Here is a 16,752-nt window from a genome sequence, read left to right as displayed (position 1 = left end):
TGGGATGAGGATTACGGGAGGAGGTGGGGACGGATGTCGTCGGCGGCCTGGTCGCCGTAGGACTCCGCCAGGCGCTTGACGAAGACGTCGGGGCGCACCTCGTACTCCTGGGTGCCGACCGTCTCCAGCACCAGCGTGGCCAGCAGGGAGCCAACCTGGGCGGCGCGCTCCAGGCCCAGCCCCCAGGAGAGGGCGGCGAAGAAGCCTGCCCGGAAGCCGTCGCCGACACCCGTCGGGTCGACGGCCTGGGCCTCGCGCGCGATCGGCACGTGGATGGTGTCGAAGTCCCGGCCCGCGATCTCCACCCCGTTGCTGCCCAGCGTGGTCACCCGGATCTTCACCCGGTCCAGCAGCTGCGCGTCGCTCAGGCCGGCCTTGCTCTGCAGCAGCGACTTCTCGTACTCGTTGGTCATGAGGTAGTCGGCGCCGTCGATGAGCCCCACCACGTCCGCGCCGTCCATGCGGGCGAGCTGCTGCGACGGGTCGGCGACGAAGGCGTACCCCCGCTCGCGGCACTCGGCGGAGTGCCGCAGCATCGCGTCGGGGTCGTTGGCGCCGACCAGGACGAGGTCGAGCCCGCCGAGCCGCTGCGCGACGGGGGCCAGCTCGATGTTGCGCGCCTCGCTCATCGCCCCGGCGTAGAAGGAGGCGATCTGGCACATGTCGGTGTCGGTGGTGCAGACGAAGCGGGCCGTGTGCGCCACCTCGCTGACGTGCACCGACTCGCAGTCGACGCCGTGGCGCTCCAGCCAGGAACGGTAGTCGGCGAAGTCCGCGCCGACCGCGCCGAGCAGGATCGGCCGCAGGCCCAGCTGGCCCATGCCGAAGGCGATGTTGGCGGCCACCCCGCCGCGGCGCAGCACCAGGTCGTCCACCAGGAAGGACAGCGAGACCTTGTCGAGCTGGTCGGCGATGAGCTGGTCGGCGAACCGGCCGGGGAAGCTCATCAGGTGGTCGGTCGCGATCGAGCCGGTCACGGCGATCTTCATGTCAACCCTCGTGGTCGGGAGCACGGCGCGGGTCAGCCTACCGGTCCGGCCGGTGCCGTGGTCGCGGGTCGGACGGCAAGCGGTCATGTCCCGCTCACCTCACCGTCACCCCGCACGAGGCGGCGCAGGTAGGCACCGGTCACGCCCGCCGGGGAAGTCACGGACGGTAGGGCCGGCCGGAAAAAGGGACGCCGGGCCAGGCGGAGGAAGAGACACCGGGCCGGGTGGAGGAAGAGACACCGGGCCGGAAGACGGACGGCGGGGCCACCCTCGGATCGGGGGTGGCCCCGCCGTGTCGGCCGGAGCGCGACTCAGCCGGAGTGGCCGGGCCGGGAACCGGCTGAGGTCGGACGGACTCGAGGTCGGACGAACTCAGCCGACGTCGGGACTCAGCTGAACGAGTCGCCGCAGGCGCAGGAGTTGCCCGCGTTCGGGTTGTCGATCGTGAAGCCCTGGGCGTCGATCCGGTCGGCGAAGTCGATCGTGGCGCCGGCCAGGTAGGGGGCGCTCATCCGGTCGACGACGACCTCGACCCCGTCGTAGTCGGTGACGACGTCACCGTCGAGCGAACGCTCGTCGAAGAAGAGCTGGTACCGCAGGCCGGAGCAGCCGCCCGGCTGCACCGCCACCCGGAGCCGCAGGTCGTCGCGGCCCTCCTGCTCGATCAGGGCCTTGACCTTCTGCGCCGCGACGTCGGTGAGGACGACGGAAGTAGGGGCCTTGGCCTCGGTCGACTCGGTCTGCGCTGGCGTGGTCACGTGGAAATCTCCCTGCGCGGTCTGGGTCTGGACGCACTGGCCAACGTCGTCCGTCGCCCAGTGATTCCCGATGTGTTCGCAGATCCGATGGTACGCCGCCCCGGCCGGGACCACCCGGTCGACGTGACCGGGGCCCCAGGCCGGGCCCGGGTCACGGCGGGCCGGGCCCGCGCGGCGGCCAGGCTGCGGACGCTCAGCGGCTCCACTGGCGGGCCAGCCGGGCGCCGAGCTGGCGCAGCCCCTCCGCCGGGCGGCTCAGCGCCGCGTCGAGCCCGCCGCGCTCCTCGCCGCCGAAGTGCTCCACCAGGCTGTACGCGTCGGTGACGCCCGCCGAGGCGGCCTCGCGTCGCCCGGTGCTCACCTGCCCCGCCAGCACCACGCAGGGCACGCCCCGGTCCCGGGCGGCCCCGGCCACCCCGGCCACGACCTTGCCGCGCAGCGACTGGTGGTCGAAGGAGCCCTCCCCGGTGATCACCAGGTCGGCGGCGTCGAGCGCGGCCGGCAGGCCGATGGCCTCGGTGACCAGGCCGATGCCGGAGGCGCACCGGCCGCCGAGGGCGAGGATCGCCGCGCCGAGGCCGCCGGCCGCTCCCCCGCCGGGCAGGGCGCCGAGGCCGGGCGGGCACCCCGGCAGGTCCTTTTCGAGTACGCCGGCGAAGCGCTCCAGCGCGGCGTCGAGCAGCAGCACGTCTTCGCGGGTCGCGCCCTTCTGCGGGCCGTAGACGTTGCTCGCCCCGTGCAGCCCGAGCAGGGGGTTGTCGACGTCGGTGGCGGCGACGAGGGTGACGCCGCGCAGCCGGGGCGCGCCGTCGAGCCCGGCGACCGCGGCCAGCGCCGCCCCGCCGTACGGCAGGGCCCGGCCGGCCTCGTCGAGCGGCGTGACGCCCAGCGCGGTGAGCAGCCCGGCCCCGCCGTCGTTGGTGCCGGAGCCGCCCAGCCCGATCACCACCGTGCGGGCCCCGTGCTCCACGGCGGCGGTGACCAGCGCCCCCAGCCCGTACGAGGTGGTGGCCTTCGGGTCACGCTCGGCGGCGGCGAGCAGGTGCAGGCCGCACGCCTGGGCGCTCTCCAGGTACGCCGTGCCGTCGTCGGTGACCAGGATCTCACCGTCGGTGGGGCGACCGAGCGGGTCGACGGTCGGCACCGGCACCCGACGCCCGCCGAGGGCCTCCGCGAGCACGGCCACGAAACCGGGCCCGCCGTCGGCGAGGGGGCGGATGAGCAGGTCGTCGCCGTCGGCCACCTCCCGCCAGCCCTCGGCCACGGCGGCGGCGACCTCCTGGGCGGGCAGCGTTCCGGCGAACTTGTCGGGGCAGAGCAGCACGCGCATGCCGAGCAGTGTGGCAGGCCACATCGGCGCGGGGCAGTGTGGCAGCACACACCGGCGCGGGCTGCCTTGTCGCCCGGCTGTGGAACCATGAGTGGCGTGACTTCGACCTGGGTGGAACCCTCCAACACCGCGACGGCCCTGCTGCTGCTCGGCCGTGGCAGCGACCCCGCCACCGAGCGTGGCGTGGAGTGTCCGGGCGACCTGCCGGCGCCCAGCGACCCCGACCTGGTGGCGCGGGCCGCGGCGGCCAAGGCGAAGCTGGGTGACAAGGTCTTCGTGCTGGGGCACCACTACCAGCGCGACGAGGTGATCCAGTTCGCCGACGTGACCGGTGACTCGTTCAAGCTGGCCCGCGAGGCGGCGGCCCGGCCGGACGCGGAATACATCGTCTTCTGCGGCGTGCACTTCATGGCCGAGAGCGCCGACATCCTCACCTCCGAGCGGCAGCGGGTGGTCCTGCCCGACCTGGCCGCCGGCTGCTCGATGGCGGACATGGCGGTGCTGACGCAGGTCGAGTCCGCCTGGGACGCGCTGACCGAGCTGGGCGTCGCGGCGCAGACGGTCCCGGTGACGTACATGAACTCGTCGGCGGACATCAAGGGCTTCGTCGGCCGCAACGGCGGCGTGGTGTGCACCTCGTCGAACGCGAAGCGGGCGCTGGACTGGGCGTTCGAGCAGGGGTCGAAGGTGCTGTTCCTGCCCGACCAGCACCTGGGCCGCAACACCGCCGTGCTGGAGCTGGGGCTGTCGCTGGACGACTGCGTCCTGTACGACCCGCACAAGCCGAACGGCGGGCTGACCCCGGAGCAGCTGCGCGACGCGAAGATGATCCTGTGGCGCGGGCACTGCTCGGTGCACGGCCGGTTCACCCTCGACAGCGTCGAGGACGTGCGGGCGCGGGTGCCGGGGGTCAACGTGCTGGTGCACCCCGAGTGCCGGCACGAGGTGGTCACCGCCGCCGACTACGTGGGCTCGACGGAATACATCATCCGGGCCATCGAGGCGGCCCCGGCCGGCTCGGCGTGGGCGGTCGGCACCGAGCTGAACCTGGTGCGCCGGCTGGCGCTGGCCCACCCGGACAAGCAGATCATGTTCCTGGACAAGGCGGTCTGCTACTGCTCCACGATGAACCGGATCGACCTGCCGCACCTGGTGTGGGCGCTGGAGGAGCTGGTGGCCGGCCGGGTGGTCAACCAGATCACCGTGGACGCCGACACCGCGCACCACGCCCGGGTGGCGTTGGACCGGATGCTCGCCCTCCCCGGCGCGGACACCCCGCCCCCGGCGAGCGCCTGACCACCCTGCGTGACCGGATGGGCACCTTATGGCACCGGAAGCGCCGATTCGTGCCCTCCGGTCCGAGGTGACCGTCTCCATTTTCGTCACCGAGGGCTATGCTGCCGGGGCGACGACACACGCGCCCGTTTTCATCCGGCCGCATCACGGGTAACCCCCATATCGCCCGCATCACCATCAACTACGGCAGCACCGACGCGCTGGAGGTTGCGTTGACCGACGACGTCCTGGTCGTACACGGAGGTACTCCGCTGGAAGGGCGGATCCGCGTGCGCGGCGCGAAGAACCTGGTTTCCAAGGCGATGGTCGCCGCCCTGCTGGGCGACAGCCCCAGCCGGCTGTTCGACGTGCCGCGGATCCGCGACGTCGAGGTGGTCCGGGGGCTGCTCGGCCTGCACGGGGTCAAGGTCACCGACGGCGCCGAGGACGGTGAGCTGGTCTTCGACCCGGCCAACGTCGAGAGCGCCAGCACCGACCAGATCAACGTGCACGCCGGCTCCAGCCGCATCCCGATCCTGTTCTGCGGGCCGCTGCTGCACCGGCTCGGCCACGCGTTCATCCCCGACCTGGGTGGCTGCCACATCGGGCCGCGCCCGATCGACTTCCACCTCCAGGCGCTGCGCGAGTTCGGCGCCACGGTCGACAAGACCCCGGAGGGCCTGCACCTGTCGGCCCCCAACGGGCTGCACGGCACCAAGTTCGCGCTGCCGTACCCGAGCGTCGGCGCGACCGAGCAGGTGCTGCTCACCGCCGTGATGGCCGAGGGCGTCACCGAGCTGCGCAACGCCGCCGTCGAGCCGGAGATCATCGACCTGATCTGCATCCTGCAGAAGATGGGCGCGATCATCAAGGTGCACACCGACCGGGTGATCGAGATCCAGGGCGTGCCGAAGCTGCACGGCTACACCCACCGGCCGATCCCGGACCGGATCGAGGCGGCGAGCTGGGCGGCGGCGGCGCTGGCCACCCGCGGCCACGTCGAGGTGCTCGGCGCGCAGCAGGCCGACATGATGACGTTCCTCAACATCTTCCGCTCCGTCGGCGGCGAGTACGAGGTGACCGACGCCCGTCCGCCGAAGCTGGGCGACCCGGGCCAGGAGGGCGGCATCCGGTTCTGGCACCCGGGCGGCGAGCTGAACGCCGTGGCGCTGGAGACCGGCGTACACCCGGGCTTCATGACCGACTGGCAGCAGCCCCTCGTCGTGGCGCTGACCCAGGCCCGGGGCCTGTCGATCGTCCACGAGACGGTCTACGAGCAGCGGCTCGGCTACACCGAGGCGCTCAACACCATGGGCGCGAACATCCAGGTCTACCGCGACTGCCTCGGCGGCACCCCGTGCCGCTTCGGCCGGCGCAACTTCAAGCACTCCGCCGTGATCGCCGGCCCGAGCAAGCTGCACGCCGCCGACCTGGTCATCCCGGACCTGCGCGCCGGGTTCAGCCACCTGATCGCCGCGCTCGCCGCCGAGGGCACCTCCCGGGTGTACGGCGTCGACCTGATCAACCGCGGCTACGAGGACTTCGAGGCGAAGCTGGCCGACCTGGGCGCCCACACCGAGCGTCCGTAACGCGACACGCAGTAATCCTGCTCACGTCCGCCCGCGCCCGGTGCACCGCGATGTGCACCGGGCGCGGGCGTTTGGCTACCCTTTCCGCGTGCCGTCGCTGTTTCGCCGCAAGTCCACCGACCTCGTCGAGGAGTCCGTCACCACGGTGACGACCGACGAGGAGTCCGCGCGCGCCCGCCGGGGCTACACCCCGGCCAAGGGCCGCGAGACGCCGAAGCGGCCCGTGGCCGGGCGTCGGCCCGCCGGCCCGACCAAGCCGCTGAGCAAGGAGGAGGCCCGGGAGCGGCGGCGGCAGTTGCGCGCCGAGTCCGCGGCCGAGTTCCGCCGCGAGGGCGGCCCGCGCGACCGGGGCCCGGAGCGGCTGCTGGCCCGCAACGTGGTCGACTCCCGGCGCACGGTGGGCACCTGGTTCTTCGGCGGGGCGCTGATCGTGCTGCTCGGCTCCAACCAGGCGATGCCGCCGATCGTCCGGCTGCTCTCCAACATCCTGTGGGGCGCGCTCGCCCTCGGCGTGGTGATCGACTCGATCCTGATCAGCCGGAAGATCAAGAAGCTGGTGCGGGAACGCTTCCCGAAGTCCGACCAGCGCCTCGGCTCCCTCTACCTGTACGCGATCATGCGGTCGATCACCTTCCGCCGGATGCGCGCCCCGGAGCCCCGCGTCAACATCGGCGACCCGGTCTGACGCGTCCCCCTCGTTGAGAAGGGGCCCCTGCTCTACCGGAAGCGTCAACAAGGGGCCCCTCCTTACCCGCGTACAGGCGGGCGACGACGTCCTCGATGTCCGGCTCGACGATCGAGACGTCCCGCAGGGCGGCCCGCCCGGCCAGGGCGGCCACCACGTCGGCGACGCCCGCCGACTCCAGCGCGAAGACCAGCCGGTGCCCGTCGGCCTCCACCCGCAGCAGCGGTGCGCCGGGCAGCTCCGGCGGCTGCGGCAGCGCGGTGTCCAGGTCGGCGACGACGAGGCGGCGGGAGCCGTACCGGTCGTGCAGCGCGGCGATCGGGCCGTCGTGCACCACCCGGCCGTGGTCGATCACCACGAGGCGCGGGCACAGCCGCTCGATGTCGGCCAGGTCGTGGGTGGTGAGCACGAGGGTGGTGTCGCCGGAGCGGCCCAGCTCGGCCAGGAAGCCCCGCACGGCCTGCCGGCTCACCACGTCCAGCCCGATCGTCGGCTCGTCGAGGAAGAGCACCTCCGGGCCGTGCAGCAGGGCGGCGGTCAGCTCCCCGCGCATCCGCTGGCCGAGGGAGAGCTGCCGCACCGGGGTGTCGGCGAAGGCGTCCAGGTCGAGCAGGTCGCGGCAGCGGCGCAGCCGGGCGGCGTGCGCGGCGGCCGGCACCCGGTAGACGTGCCGCAGCAGGTCGAACGACTCCCGCAGCGGCAGGTCCCACCAGAGCTGGGACCGCTGGCCGAACACCACCCCGACGCGCAGCGCCAGCCGGGTGCGCTCGGGCACCGGGCGCAGCCCACAGACGCGTACCTGGCCGGAGGTGGGGGTGAGCACGCCGGTGAGCATCTTCAGGGTGGTGGACTTGCCCGCGCCGTTCGGGCCGATGTAGCCGAGCATCTCGCCGCGCTCGACGCGCAGGTCGACGCCGGCCACCGCCGCGACGGTGCGCTTCTCGCGGCGCAGCCGGCCGGCCTTGACCCGGACCGTGAACTCCTTGCGCAGCTCGCGCACGTCGATGACGCTCATGACCCCGTACTCCGGTAGTGGCGGACCCCGACGCGCCAGGCGGCGGCGGCGAGGGCGGCGGCGACCAGCGCGACCGTCGGCGAGGCCCAGCCCACCCAGGCCGGCAGGCCGAGCGGGTCGGCCCGGCCGAGCAGCGCCAGCGCCGGCTGGTAGCTCACGAAGGCGAACCCCATCCCGTACGCGAAGGCCGCGCGGAACCAGCCGTCGAAGATCGTGACGGGGTACGAGGTGAAGTCGCGCCCGCCGTAGGTGACCGAGTTGGCCAGTTCCCCCGACTCGGTCCAGTAGAACGACACCGTGGCGGTGGCCACGAAGACCGACCCGAAGAAGACGACCCCGGCCAGCGGGGCGGCCACCGCCAGCGCCACCCGGCCCGGGGTCCACTCGATGCCGGCGCGGGCGAGGGCCACCAGCAGCACGGCCAGGCCGAACACCGCCCGGGACGCCTTGCGCAGCGGCAGGTCCATCAGCAGCAGCTGGGGCAGCGCGCCCAGCGGGCGCAGCAGCACCGCGTCGAACAGGCCGGTGCGCACGTACGCGGGCAGCCGCTCGACGTTGCCGACGAGCAGGTCGGCGGTGGCGAACGCGCAGGCCGACAGGCCCACCATGACCAGCGTCTCGCGCAGCGTGAACCCGCCCAGCTCCCGGGTCACCCCGAAGATCACCAGCACGGTCACCACGTCGAAGACGGTGGCACCGACGTTGCCGACCAGGTCCACCGCGAACGACGCCCGGTACGCCGCCTGCGACCGGGCCTGCGCGCCGAGCAGCGCCCCGTACGCCCGCAGCCGGTGTTCAGCCACCCTGCACCACCAGGCGGCGCTCGGCGCGGCGCTGCACCAGCCGGCACAGGGCGAGGATCGCCACCGCCCAGCCGACCTGCAGCCCGACCAGCCCGGCCTGCACGCCCGTCGGGTCCCGCTCGACCAGCACGTCGAGCGGGGTCTGCAGGAGACTCGGGAACGGGGTGGCCAGCTGCAACGCCAGGAACAGCGCGTCGGGCAGGAACGGCAGCGGGAAGTAGAGCCCGGCGAGCACCCCCGAGCCGAGGGTCCACAGGATCTGCGGGCCCCGGACGTCCTGGAGCCAGTACGCGGTGGCGTTGACCAGGAACCGGCAGCCGAAGCAGAGCACCACCGCGACCGTCGCGGAGACCACGAACAGCGGCACGGTCGACCAGCGGGCCGGCAGGTACACGTCGAAGAAGAGCGGGCCGACCAGGACCGGCGGCAGCAGCCGCGACACGCACGCCCACCCCGCCCGGCCCAGGTCGGTGGCAAGGTAGCTGGTCACCGGATGGACCGGGCGCAGCAGGTCGCTGGCCACGTCGCCGGTGCGGATCCGCTCGGCGAGCTCGGGCCGGCCCCACAGCAGGATCACCGCGAGCATGCCCTGCCCCGCCCAGACGAAGGTGGCGAACTGCGCCCGGTCGTAGCCGGCCGCGGTGCCCGCCGCGCCCGCCGCACCGAACAGGATGTAGCAGCGCAGGAAACCGAAGACGATGTTGGTGACGGCACCGGCCAGCGCGGCCTGGCGGTATGTGGCGTACCGTCGGAATCCGGATCGCGCTATCGCACCGAATGTCCGAAACCATAGGATAACGTTTGACTCGGTGGGCGGTGCCACAGTGGCGGTGACAGAGCCCACGCCGTTACCCTCCTTCCGCAGCCACCCGCGCCGGACCGGGCGACTTTACCGGCAGGTGGGGTGCCCAGCGCGACAATTTCCAACGAGGTGACATCGCCGTGAGCGAGCGACGCGAGCCGGGCACCGGGGCTCGCCACGCGGGCGGCGACGGGACCTGCGGATGAGCGGCGACTTCATCGACCGCTGGCGCGATCCGGCCGAACCGTCCTGGGTGTTCGAACCGACCACCGAGTGGCAGCCGCAGTTCCCGGGGCAGCGTTACCCGGGCGACATCGGCCTGCGGCACCAGCCTCCCCCGCCCCGGGGTCGCGCCGCCGTCGTCGGCCGGGCCGAGGTGCAGCCGGTCAGCCCCGCCCCCGACGACCACGACCCGTACCGCCGCCCCGGGTCGGACGACCACGACCGGTACCGCCGGCCGCCCGCCGACCAGGACCCGTACCGCCGGCCGGTCACGGGGCAGGACGGCCAGCGCCGGCCCGTCGCCGACCACGACCCGTACCGCCGGCCGGTCACGGGGCAGGACGGCCACCGCCCGCCGGTCACCGAGCACGACCCGTACCGTCGGCCCGCCGAGCAGGACGGCTTCCACCGGCCGGTCGGCGACGGGCGCCGTGCCGCCCCGGACGAGCGCGACCGCTACCGCCGACCCGCCCCCGACGAGCACGACCCCTACCGCCCGCGCCCCGCCGCCGACGACCACGCCCTGTACCGGCGTCCGGCTCCCGGCGAGGCCGCCCCGCACCGGCGAGCCGCGCCCGACGAACACGCACCGCACCGTCGACCCGCCCCCGGCGAGGCCACCCCGCACCGGCGGCACGCCGCCGACGAGCACGCCCCGTACCGCCGGCCCGCACCGGAGGAGTGGGGACCGGCCCGGCGCGGCTGGGACGAGCGCGGACCGGACGAGGCGTACCCGCCCCGGCACCCCGCCCACGACCAGCCCGGCCGGCACGACCGGCGTGCCGCCGGCTGGACGCCGGACCGCGATGCGGCCGTCGGCCGGTACGACCAGCCTCGCCCCACCGACCACGGCCGCCGGCCGGGGCCCGCCGAGGCGAGCCCGGTCTCTCCGGCGCCCCGCCGCGAGGCAGGGTGGGTGCCCGAGCCGGACGAACACCCGAACCGGCCCTACGGCGACCGGCCGGGGCCGGCCGGCCCCGGCTGGCCGGAACGCCGCCGGCCCACGCTGGACCGCGACGGCCGTCCCGGCCCTGGCCCGGACGGGTGGCAGGCGTCGCCGGCGACCGGCACCGGTCAGGGCGCGGACCGGCTGGACCGTCAGCACGGCCGGCCCGCCGACGCTCCCGGACGCCCCGCCGCCGACGAGCCGCGTCACCCCGCCGACCGGGGCGGACCGGCACCGTACCGGGACGGCCGACCGTACCGGGACGGGCGGGACGTGGCCGCCGCGCGCGCGGAGGAGTACCGCGAGCCCGGCGTCCGGCCGGCACCGCCGCGCGACGGCGGCCTGCCCTGGCCGCCGCCCGGTCCGCTCCGTCCGGACCTGGGCCGCAACCCGACCCCCGCCGACCCGCACCGTGCCGAGCGGCCGACCGAGGGCCGCGGCGACGAACGGCCGGTCACCGATCGGTACGGACCCCGCCCGCCGGTCGATCGGGCCGGGTCGCCACCCCGGCAGGACAGCGCCGCTCCCGGCCCCCGGTTCGTTCCCCCGTCGCACCGGCCCGTCGAGCCGACCCGCCCGCCGAGCGAACCGCGCCGCCCACCGGTGGAGCCGCTGCGGCCCGCAGCGGAGTCGCTGCGGCCACCGGCCGAACCGCTGCGGCCCCCGGCGGAGTCGCTGCGCCCGCCGGCCGAACCGCTGCGCCCGCCGGTGGAGCCCCCGCGTCCGGCGGCCGGGCCGGCGCGTTTCCCGGCCCAGCCGCACCCGCACCACGCACCGGTCGAGCCGACCCGCCCGCCGAGCGAGCCGCGCCGCCCGGTCGAGCCGGCCGCCGACGCCCCACGGTTCGCGCGGCCCACCACCCCCGCCCCGCCCGTCGGCGGATCGCCCGCCACCGGCGTACCGGCTAGCGGCGTGCCCGTCAGCGGCGCACCCGTGAGCGGCGTGCCCGTCAGCGGTCCGCCGGCCCGGCCGGTCTCGGGGCCGCCGGTTCCGTCGGTCTCCACACCGCCGGCGACCAGGCCGGTCTCCGCGCCGCCGACCGAGCTCACGCCGGCCGCGTCGGCGGCACCGGTCTCCGCGCCACCCGTGCCGCCACGCACCGCGCCGACGTCCCCCGCGCCGTCGGCGCCGGTCTCCGCGCCGCCCGCCGAGCCCGTCGCCGCGCCACGACCCGTCTCCATGCCGCCCGCCGAGCCCGTGCCCCCGCCGCCCGCCGAGCCCGTATCCGCGCCGCCCGCCGCCCGGCTGCGGCTGGAGTTCCTGCCCGCCCCCGGGCCGACCGAGCCCCCGCCCGTGCCCGGCGAGCACACGGCAGTCAGGGACGACCTGGCCCGCCCGGACGGGTCGGCCGAGGCCGCTCCGGTCGCCGCTTCTTCACCGCTGGACGAGCGGCCGAGCCGGCCGCGACCGGAGCAGCCCGTGCTGCCGGTGCCGTCCACCGCCCCGGAGTCGGCGAACCCGACGCCAGAGCCGCCGTCCACCGCCGCCGCACCCCGGCCGCCGGCCGCCCGGGCACCGGTCGAGTCGCCGGATGCCGAGCCGGTCGACCCGACCGCCACCGCCGAAGCCAAGGCCGAGGCCGCCACGGGACCCGAGACCGCCGCCATCGGGGCCGAGGTCACCACCGGGCCCGAGGCCGGCACCGAGGCCGAGTTCGCCGCCGAGCCCGAGATCACCCCCGAGCCCCGGGCCGCCGCCGAGCCTGTAGCCACGGCCAAACCCGAAGGCGCGGCCGAGCCCGAAGTCGTCACCGGGCCCGCCGGGTCGAGCGTCGTGACCGGTCCGGAGGTGCCCGGCGACCCGGCTGTCGCCGCAGGACCGGATGTCCCCCGCCCACCCACCGTGCCCGCCGACACGACCGAGGCCACCGCGCCGGAGGAAGGCACGCCGGAGGAGGAACCCGCCGGTCGGGAGGAGAACGTCGACCGGGGTGACGCCGTCGACCCGGCCGGGACCGTGGTCGCCTCGGCCGTCGACGTGCGGGCCGGGGAGGCGCGGGACGCCGGGGCGGCGGACGACGGCACCCCCGGTGGATCCGACCGGCCCCGGGCAGCGGACGAGCGACCGTCCCCTGAGCCGGCACGCGCGGCGACGCCGCCCCCGCCGGAGCATTCCGACGCGTGGTTCCGGCCGAACAGACCGGCGGCACCGGCCCCCGAGCCGGCCACGCCCGCCGCCGCTGCGGGCCCGGCCCCCGCCCCAGCCCAGGTCTCGCCCACCACGCCGACCCAGGATCCGACCCCGACCCAGGCCCAGGATCCGACGCCGGCCCAGGATCCGACGCCGGCTTCGGCACCGGCACCGGCGTCGGCACCGGTCCAGGTTCCGGCTCCAGCTCCGGCCCCGGTACCGGCTCCGGCTCCGGCTCCGGCTCCGGCTCCGGCTCCGGCTCCGGTCCAGGTTCCGGCTCCGGCCGATGCGGGCGCGGCGACGCCGCCCGCCCCGCAGCCCACCGGTGGCCCGGCCGGCCGGGCCGCCGACCCACGCCCGGTGAGCGCCGCGCCCGCGTCGCCGGTGTCCGCACCTCCGGCCGGGGCCGCGCCGCTCGCCGCCCACCCCGCACCGGAGCAGCCGCGTCCCGTCTCGGCACCGCCCGCCCGCCCCGTGTCCGGCGTGCCCGCCCCACCGGTGTCCGGCCCACCCGCGCGGCCGATGTCCGGCCCACCCGCGCGGCCGGTCTCCGGCATGCCCGCCTATCCCGTGTCCGGCATGCCCGCACGGCCCGTGTCGCCGGCCGGGCCCCCCGCCGGGGCAGAGCCACGGGCCGGCCAGGAGCGGCGGGCCGCTCCGGCCGACCCGGAGCAGACGCTCGCGGCCCTGCGGTGGCGCCTGCACCCGGAGACCCTGCGCGAGGAGACCGACGACCCGGAGCTGCTGCGTAGCGTGCGGGAGGGGCTGACCGCCAAGCTCGACGTCGCCCTGGACAACCGGTCCCGGGCCCGGCTGCTGAGCCTGCGGGCGGTGGCGTCGCGCCTGCTCGGCGACCTGGGGGACGCGGTCGACGACGCCCGGCTCGCGCTGACGTACGCCGAGGCCACCGGCGAGTTGCGGCGGACCGCGCTGGCGCGGGCGCGGCTGGCCCACGTGCTGCGCTGGCGGGGCGAGTTCGCCGAGGCCGACCGGCTCTTCGCGGAGGCCAACTCGACGGAGCTGCCCGACCGGCTGCGCGCGGCCCTGCACGAGCACGCCGGCCGCTGCTGCTACGACCAGGGCCGGCTGATCGAGGCGTGCCAGCACTTCGAGCGGGCGCTCGACCTGCGCCGGTCCGCCGACCCGGAGCTGCTCGCCCGCACCCGGATCGCACTCGACGCGGTCGCCGAGCGGGCCGGGCGGGACGGTTTCGGCCCCTACCCGCGCGGGCGGTCGGAGATCCTGCGCACGCCCCGGCCGCCGGTGCCGACGTACGACGAGGACCTGGACCGGTGGGGCTACGCCGACGCCGACGGCAACCTGGTGATCGGCACCGACTACGCCGAGGTGCAGCCGTTCCGCGAGGGCGTGGCCTGGGTGCGCCGGCCGGAGGGCACCCGGTGGGCGCTGATCGACGACTCGGGCCGCACCCTGATCCAGGCCAACAACGGCTACCGGTCGGTCGGTTCGTTCTCCGACGGCCTCGCCTGGGTGTCGATGGACGGCACCGGCAACTGGATGGCCGTCGACCCGTCCAACATGGTGGTGATCCCGCCCGGCTTCGACGACGTCCGGCCGTTCAGGGGCGGGGTGGCGGCGGTCCGCGCGGGCGGCGGCTGGGGGGCGGTGGACCGCACCGGCACGGTGGTGGTGCCCACCCGTTACCACGGCTTCACCACGGCCCTGGCCGACGGCCGCTACGTCGACGGCTTCACCGAGGAGGGGCTGGCCGTGGTGGAGCTGAACGGCCGGCGCGGGGTGGTGGACCGCACGGGCCGGGTGCTGGTGGCCCCTGCGCACCCGGCGCTGGTGGTGCACCCGGTGGCGTACCTGGTCGGCGACGGCCTCGGCCGCTGGGGTGCGCTGGACCGGCGCGGCGAGCCGCTGATCGACCCGGTGCACCCGAGCCGGGACCGGGTGGTCGAGCAGATCGACCACCTGCTCGCCGACGCCAGCCCGCTGGTCTGACCCGGGCCGCCGCGCAACCCGCCGACGGGTGACCATGACGGGGGCGGGCTAGGGTCGGACCATGGAATTCCGACACCTGGGCCACTCGGGCCTGCTGGTCAGCGAGATCTCGTACGGCAACTGGATCACCCACGGTTCGCAGGTCGAGGAGGACGCGGCGACCGCCTGCGTCCGGGCCGCGCTGGAGACGGGCATCACCACGTTCGACACCGCCGACGTGTACGCCGGCACGAAGGCCGAGGAGGTGCTCGGCCGGGCGCTGAAGGGCGAGCGCCGCGAGGGGCTGGAGATCTTCACGAAGGTCTTCTGGCCGACCGGTCCGGGCCGCAACGACCGGGGCCTGTCCCGCAAGCACATCATGGAGTCGATCAACGGCTCGCTGCGCCGGCTGCAGACCGACTACGTGGACCTCTACCAGGCCCACCGGTACGACCACAGCACGCCGCTGGAGGAGACGATGGAGGCGTTCGCCGACGTCGTGCACTCCGGCAAGGCCCACTACATCGGCGTCTCGGAGTGGACGGCGGACGAGATCCGGGCGGGTCACCGGCTCGCCCGGGAGCTGCGCATCCCGCTGGTGTCCAACCAGCCGCAGTATTCGATGCTGTGGCGGGTCATCGAGGCCGAGGTGGTGCCGACCAGCGAGGAGCTGGGCCTCGGGCAGATCGTCTGGTCGCCGATCGCGCAGGGCGTGCTGTCGGGCAAGTACCTTCCGGGGCAGCCGCCGCCGGCCGGTTCCCGGGCCACCGACGAGAAGTCGGGGGCGAACTTCATCGCCCGGTTCCTCACCGACGAGGTGCTGACCCGGGTGCAGGAGCTCAAGCCGCTGGCCGAGCAGGCCGGGCTGAGCATGCCGCAGCTCGCCATCGCCTGGGTGCTGCAGAACCCGAACGTCTCCTCGGCGATCGTCGGCGCGTCCCGCCCCGAGCAGGTGCACGACAACGTCAAGGCGGCCGGGGTGAAGCTCGACGCCGACCTGCTCAAGGCGATCGACGCCATCGTCGACCCGATCGTCGAGCGGGACCCGGGCAAGACGCAGTCCCCCGCCCAGCGGCCGTGAGGCGTCCCGGTCCGGTCGGCGCGGCGCGCCGGCCGGACCGGGCCCGCCGGGAAGGTGGGACCGGGCCCCGCCGCCTTCGTGAGCGGGCGGGTCAGCCCTGCCAGAAGCGGATCAGGTCGAGGCCGACGGCGTAGAGCCACGGGGGCAGGCCGAGCAGGTCCGCCACGGCGAAGACGCCGTCGAAGAACCAGCCGCCGAGGCGCGGGTTCCACAGCAGCGCGAACAGCAGGATGAACCCGAACGGGGCGAACAGGTCGTACATCCGCCGCCACTGCGGGTTCAGCCACGGCTGGATCATGTTGCCGCCGTCGAGGCCGGGCACCGGCAGCAGGTTGAGCACGCTGGCGGTGAGCTGGAGGAACGCCAGCAGCGCCAGGCCCGCCCAGAACTCCACCGACCCGCCGCCGCCGAAGCCGACCCGCAGCACCGCCACCAGCACGAGGGTGAACAGCACGTTGGTGGCCGGGCCGGCGAGGCTGACCAGGGTGTGCCGCAGCCGCCCCGGGATGGCGTGCCGGTCCACCCACACCGCGCCGCCGGGCAGGCCGATGCCGCCGAGCAGCACCACCACCACGGGCAGCACGATCGACAGCAGCGGGTGGGTGTACTTGAACGGGTTGAGCGTCAGGTAGCCCCGGTGGGCGATGTCGCGGTCCCCGGCCCGGTAGGCGACCACCGCGTGGGCGTACTCGTGCAGGCAGAGCGAGACGAGCCAGCCCGAGACGACGAAGAGGAACACGTCGACCCGGACGTTGCCGAACCGGTTCCAGGCCATGACGCCGCTGGCCGCGAAGAGCGCGACCAGCGCCAGGAACACCGGGCTGGGCCGGAAGGCCGCCCGGGGCACCCCGAGCACCAGCGGCTCGCCGCCGCCCGGGCGGCCCGCCGTCATCACTCGGCCGGGGGCTGGAGGCTCATCCGGTATTCCACCCGGTCGTCCTCGACGAGCGTGACCGTCGTGACGCCGGATGCCGCGAGCTCCCGCCAGGTCTGGCCGATCCAGGACTCGGCGTCCGCCTGGCTCCCGAACGTCTCCGTCGGCCCCTCGGCCGCCGCGCCGTCCGCGCCCTCGTACCGCCAGCTCCACGCCATGCCGCGTCTCCCCTCGCCGCTGAAGTCCTCCTGGGACGAACCCCCGCAAGCGTAGTCGGCCCCGTGCCGGACGGCCCGCCGCTCCACC

13 protein-coding genes are annotated in these 16,752 nt (G+C 75.2%); 5 read left to right on the top strand and 8 right to left on the bottom strand.

All coding sequences use genetic code 11. From position 1 onward, the window contains the following. Positions 1 to 11 precede the first annotated feature (11 nt). The 3 genes from TK50_RS23375 to TK50_RS23365 form a co-directional block, all read right to left on the bottom strand. A complete protein-coding gene (locus tag TK50_RS23375; RefSeq protein ID WP_043967159.1) occupies positions 12 to 989 on the bottom strand; it encodes a carbohydrate kinase family protein in 978 nt (325 codons plus the stop codon). A 389-nt stretch (positions 990 to 1,378) separates the two neighbouring features. Further along, complete coding sequence (gene erpA / locus TK50_RS23370; protein ID WP_013735179.1) at positions 1,379 to 1,747, bottom strand: iron-sulfur cluster insertion protein ErpA; 369 nt, start codon at positions 1,745 to 1,747, stop codon at positions 1,379 to 1,381. Positions 1,748 to 1,940: 193 nt separating this feature from the next. Then, positions 1,941 to 3,101 carry a glycerate kinase family protein gene (locus TK50_RS23365; protein WP_199486132.1) on the bottom strand — a complete coding sequence of 387 codons (1,161 nt, stop codon included), beginning with the start codon at positions 3,099 to 3,101 and terminating at the stop codon, positions 1,941 to 1,943. Between the two features lie 72 nt (positions 3,102 to 3,173). Between TK50_RS23365 and nadA the strand changes: the two genes are divergently transcribed. From nadA to TK50_RS23350, 3 genes are all read left to right on the top strand, one after another. Further along, positions 3,174 to 4,373 (top strand): quinolinate synthase NadA, encoded by a 1,200-nt coding sequence (gene nadA / locus TK50_RS23360; protein WP_043967151.1) that lies wholly within the window; start codon positions 3,174 to 3,176, stop codon positions 4,371 to 4,373. Positions 4,374 to 4,585: 212 nt separating this feature from the next. Next, on the top strand, positions 4,586 to 5,941 hold the full coding sequence (gene murA, locus TK50_RS23355) for a UDP-N-acetylglucosamine 1-carboxyvinyltransferase (protein WP_043967150.1): 1,356 nt from the start codon (positions 4,586 to 4,588) through the stop codon (positions 5,939 to 5,941). A gap of 88 nt (positions 5,942 to 6,029) precedes the next feature. Next, positions 6,030 to 6,626 carry a DUF3043 domain-containing protein gene (locus TK50_RS23350; protein WP_043967148.1) on the top strand — a complete coding sequence of 199 codons (597 nt, stop codon included), beginning with the start codon at positions 6,030 to 6,032 and terminating at the stop codon, positions 6,624 to 6,626. On the opposite strand, the gene TK50_RS23345 is transcribed toward TK50_RS23350, so the two are convergent. From TK50_RS23345 to TK50_RS23335, 3 genes are read right to left on the bottom strand one after another with little or no spacing between them, the layout of a single operon-like run. After that, entirely contained in the window at positions 6,604 to 7,641 is a 1,038-nt protein-coding gene (locus TK50_RS23345) for an ABC transporter ATP-binding protein (protein ID WP_043967146.1), read from the bottom strand. The genes TK50_RS23350 and TK50_RS23345 overlap by 23 nt on opposite strands. After that, positions 7,638 to 8,444 carry an ABC transporter permease gene (locus tag TK50_RS23340; RefSeq protein ID WP_043967144.1) on the bottom strand — a complete coding sequence of 269 codons (807 nt, stop codon included), beginning with the start codon at positions 8,442 to 8,444 and terminating at the stop codon, positions 7,638 to 7,640. The genes TK50_RS23345 and TK50_RS23340 overlap by 4 nt, the downstream gene beginning before the upstream one ends. Then, positions 8,437 to 9,288 carry an ABC transporter permease gene (locus TK50_RS23335; protein WP_043967142.1) on the bottom strand — a complete coding sequence of 284 codons (852 nt, stop codon included), beginning with the start codon at positions 9,286 to 9,288 and terminating at the stop codon, positions 8,437 to 8,439. Before TK50_RS23335 ends, TK50_RS23340 begins: the two co-directional genes overlap by 8 nt. 160 nt (positions 9,289 to 9,448) lie before the next feature. Here TK50_RS23335 and TK50_RS35080 point away from each other — a divergent pair, with 160 nt between their 5' ends. Together TK50_RS35080 and TK50_RS23325 are read left to right on the top strand one after the other, a co-directional pair. After that, positions 9,449 to 14,512: a WG repeat-containing protein gene (locus TK50_RS35080; RefSeq protein ID WP_241774101.1), complete on the top strand. Its 5,064-nt coding sequence runs from the start codon at positions 9,449 to 9,451 to the stop codon at positions 14,510 to 14,512. 61 nt (positions 14,513 to 14,573) lie between these two features. Further along, the gene (locus tag TK50_RS23325; RefSeq protein WP_043967140.1) at positions 14,574 to 15,572 is read left to right on the top strand and encodes an aldo/keto reductase family protein; all 999 of its coding nucleotides are present in this window, start codon (positions 14,574 to 14,576) and stop codon (positions 15,570 to 15,572) included. A gap of 91 nt (positions 15,573 to 15,663) precedes the next feature. On the opposite strand, the gene TK50_RS23320 is transcribed toward TK50_RS23325, so the two are convergent. Next, positions 15,664 to 16,464 (bottom strand): site-2 protease family protein, encoded by an 801-nt coding sequence (locus TK50_RS23320; RefSeq protein ID WP_043967138.1) that lies wholly within the window; start codon positions 16,462 to 16,464, stop codon positions 15,664 to 15,666. Further along, positions 16,464 to 16,664, bottom strand: coding sequence for a hypothetical protein (locus TK50_RS23315; RefSeq protein WP_043969283.1), 201 nt, complete (start codon positions 16,662 to 16,664; stop codon positions 16,464 to 16,466). The genes TK50_RS23320 and TK50_RS23315 overlap by 1 nt, the downstream gene beginning before the upstream one ends. Positions 16,665 to 16,752 lie beyond the last annotated feature (88 nt).

The organism is Micromonospora haikouensis (assembly GCF_000876225.1).
Classification (GTDB): Bacteria; Actinomycetota; Actinomycetes; order Mycobacteriales; family Micromonosporaceae; genus Micromonospora; species Micromonospora haikouensis.
This window is presented reverse-complemented; position numbering and strand designations above follow the sequence as displayed.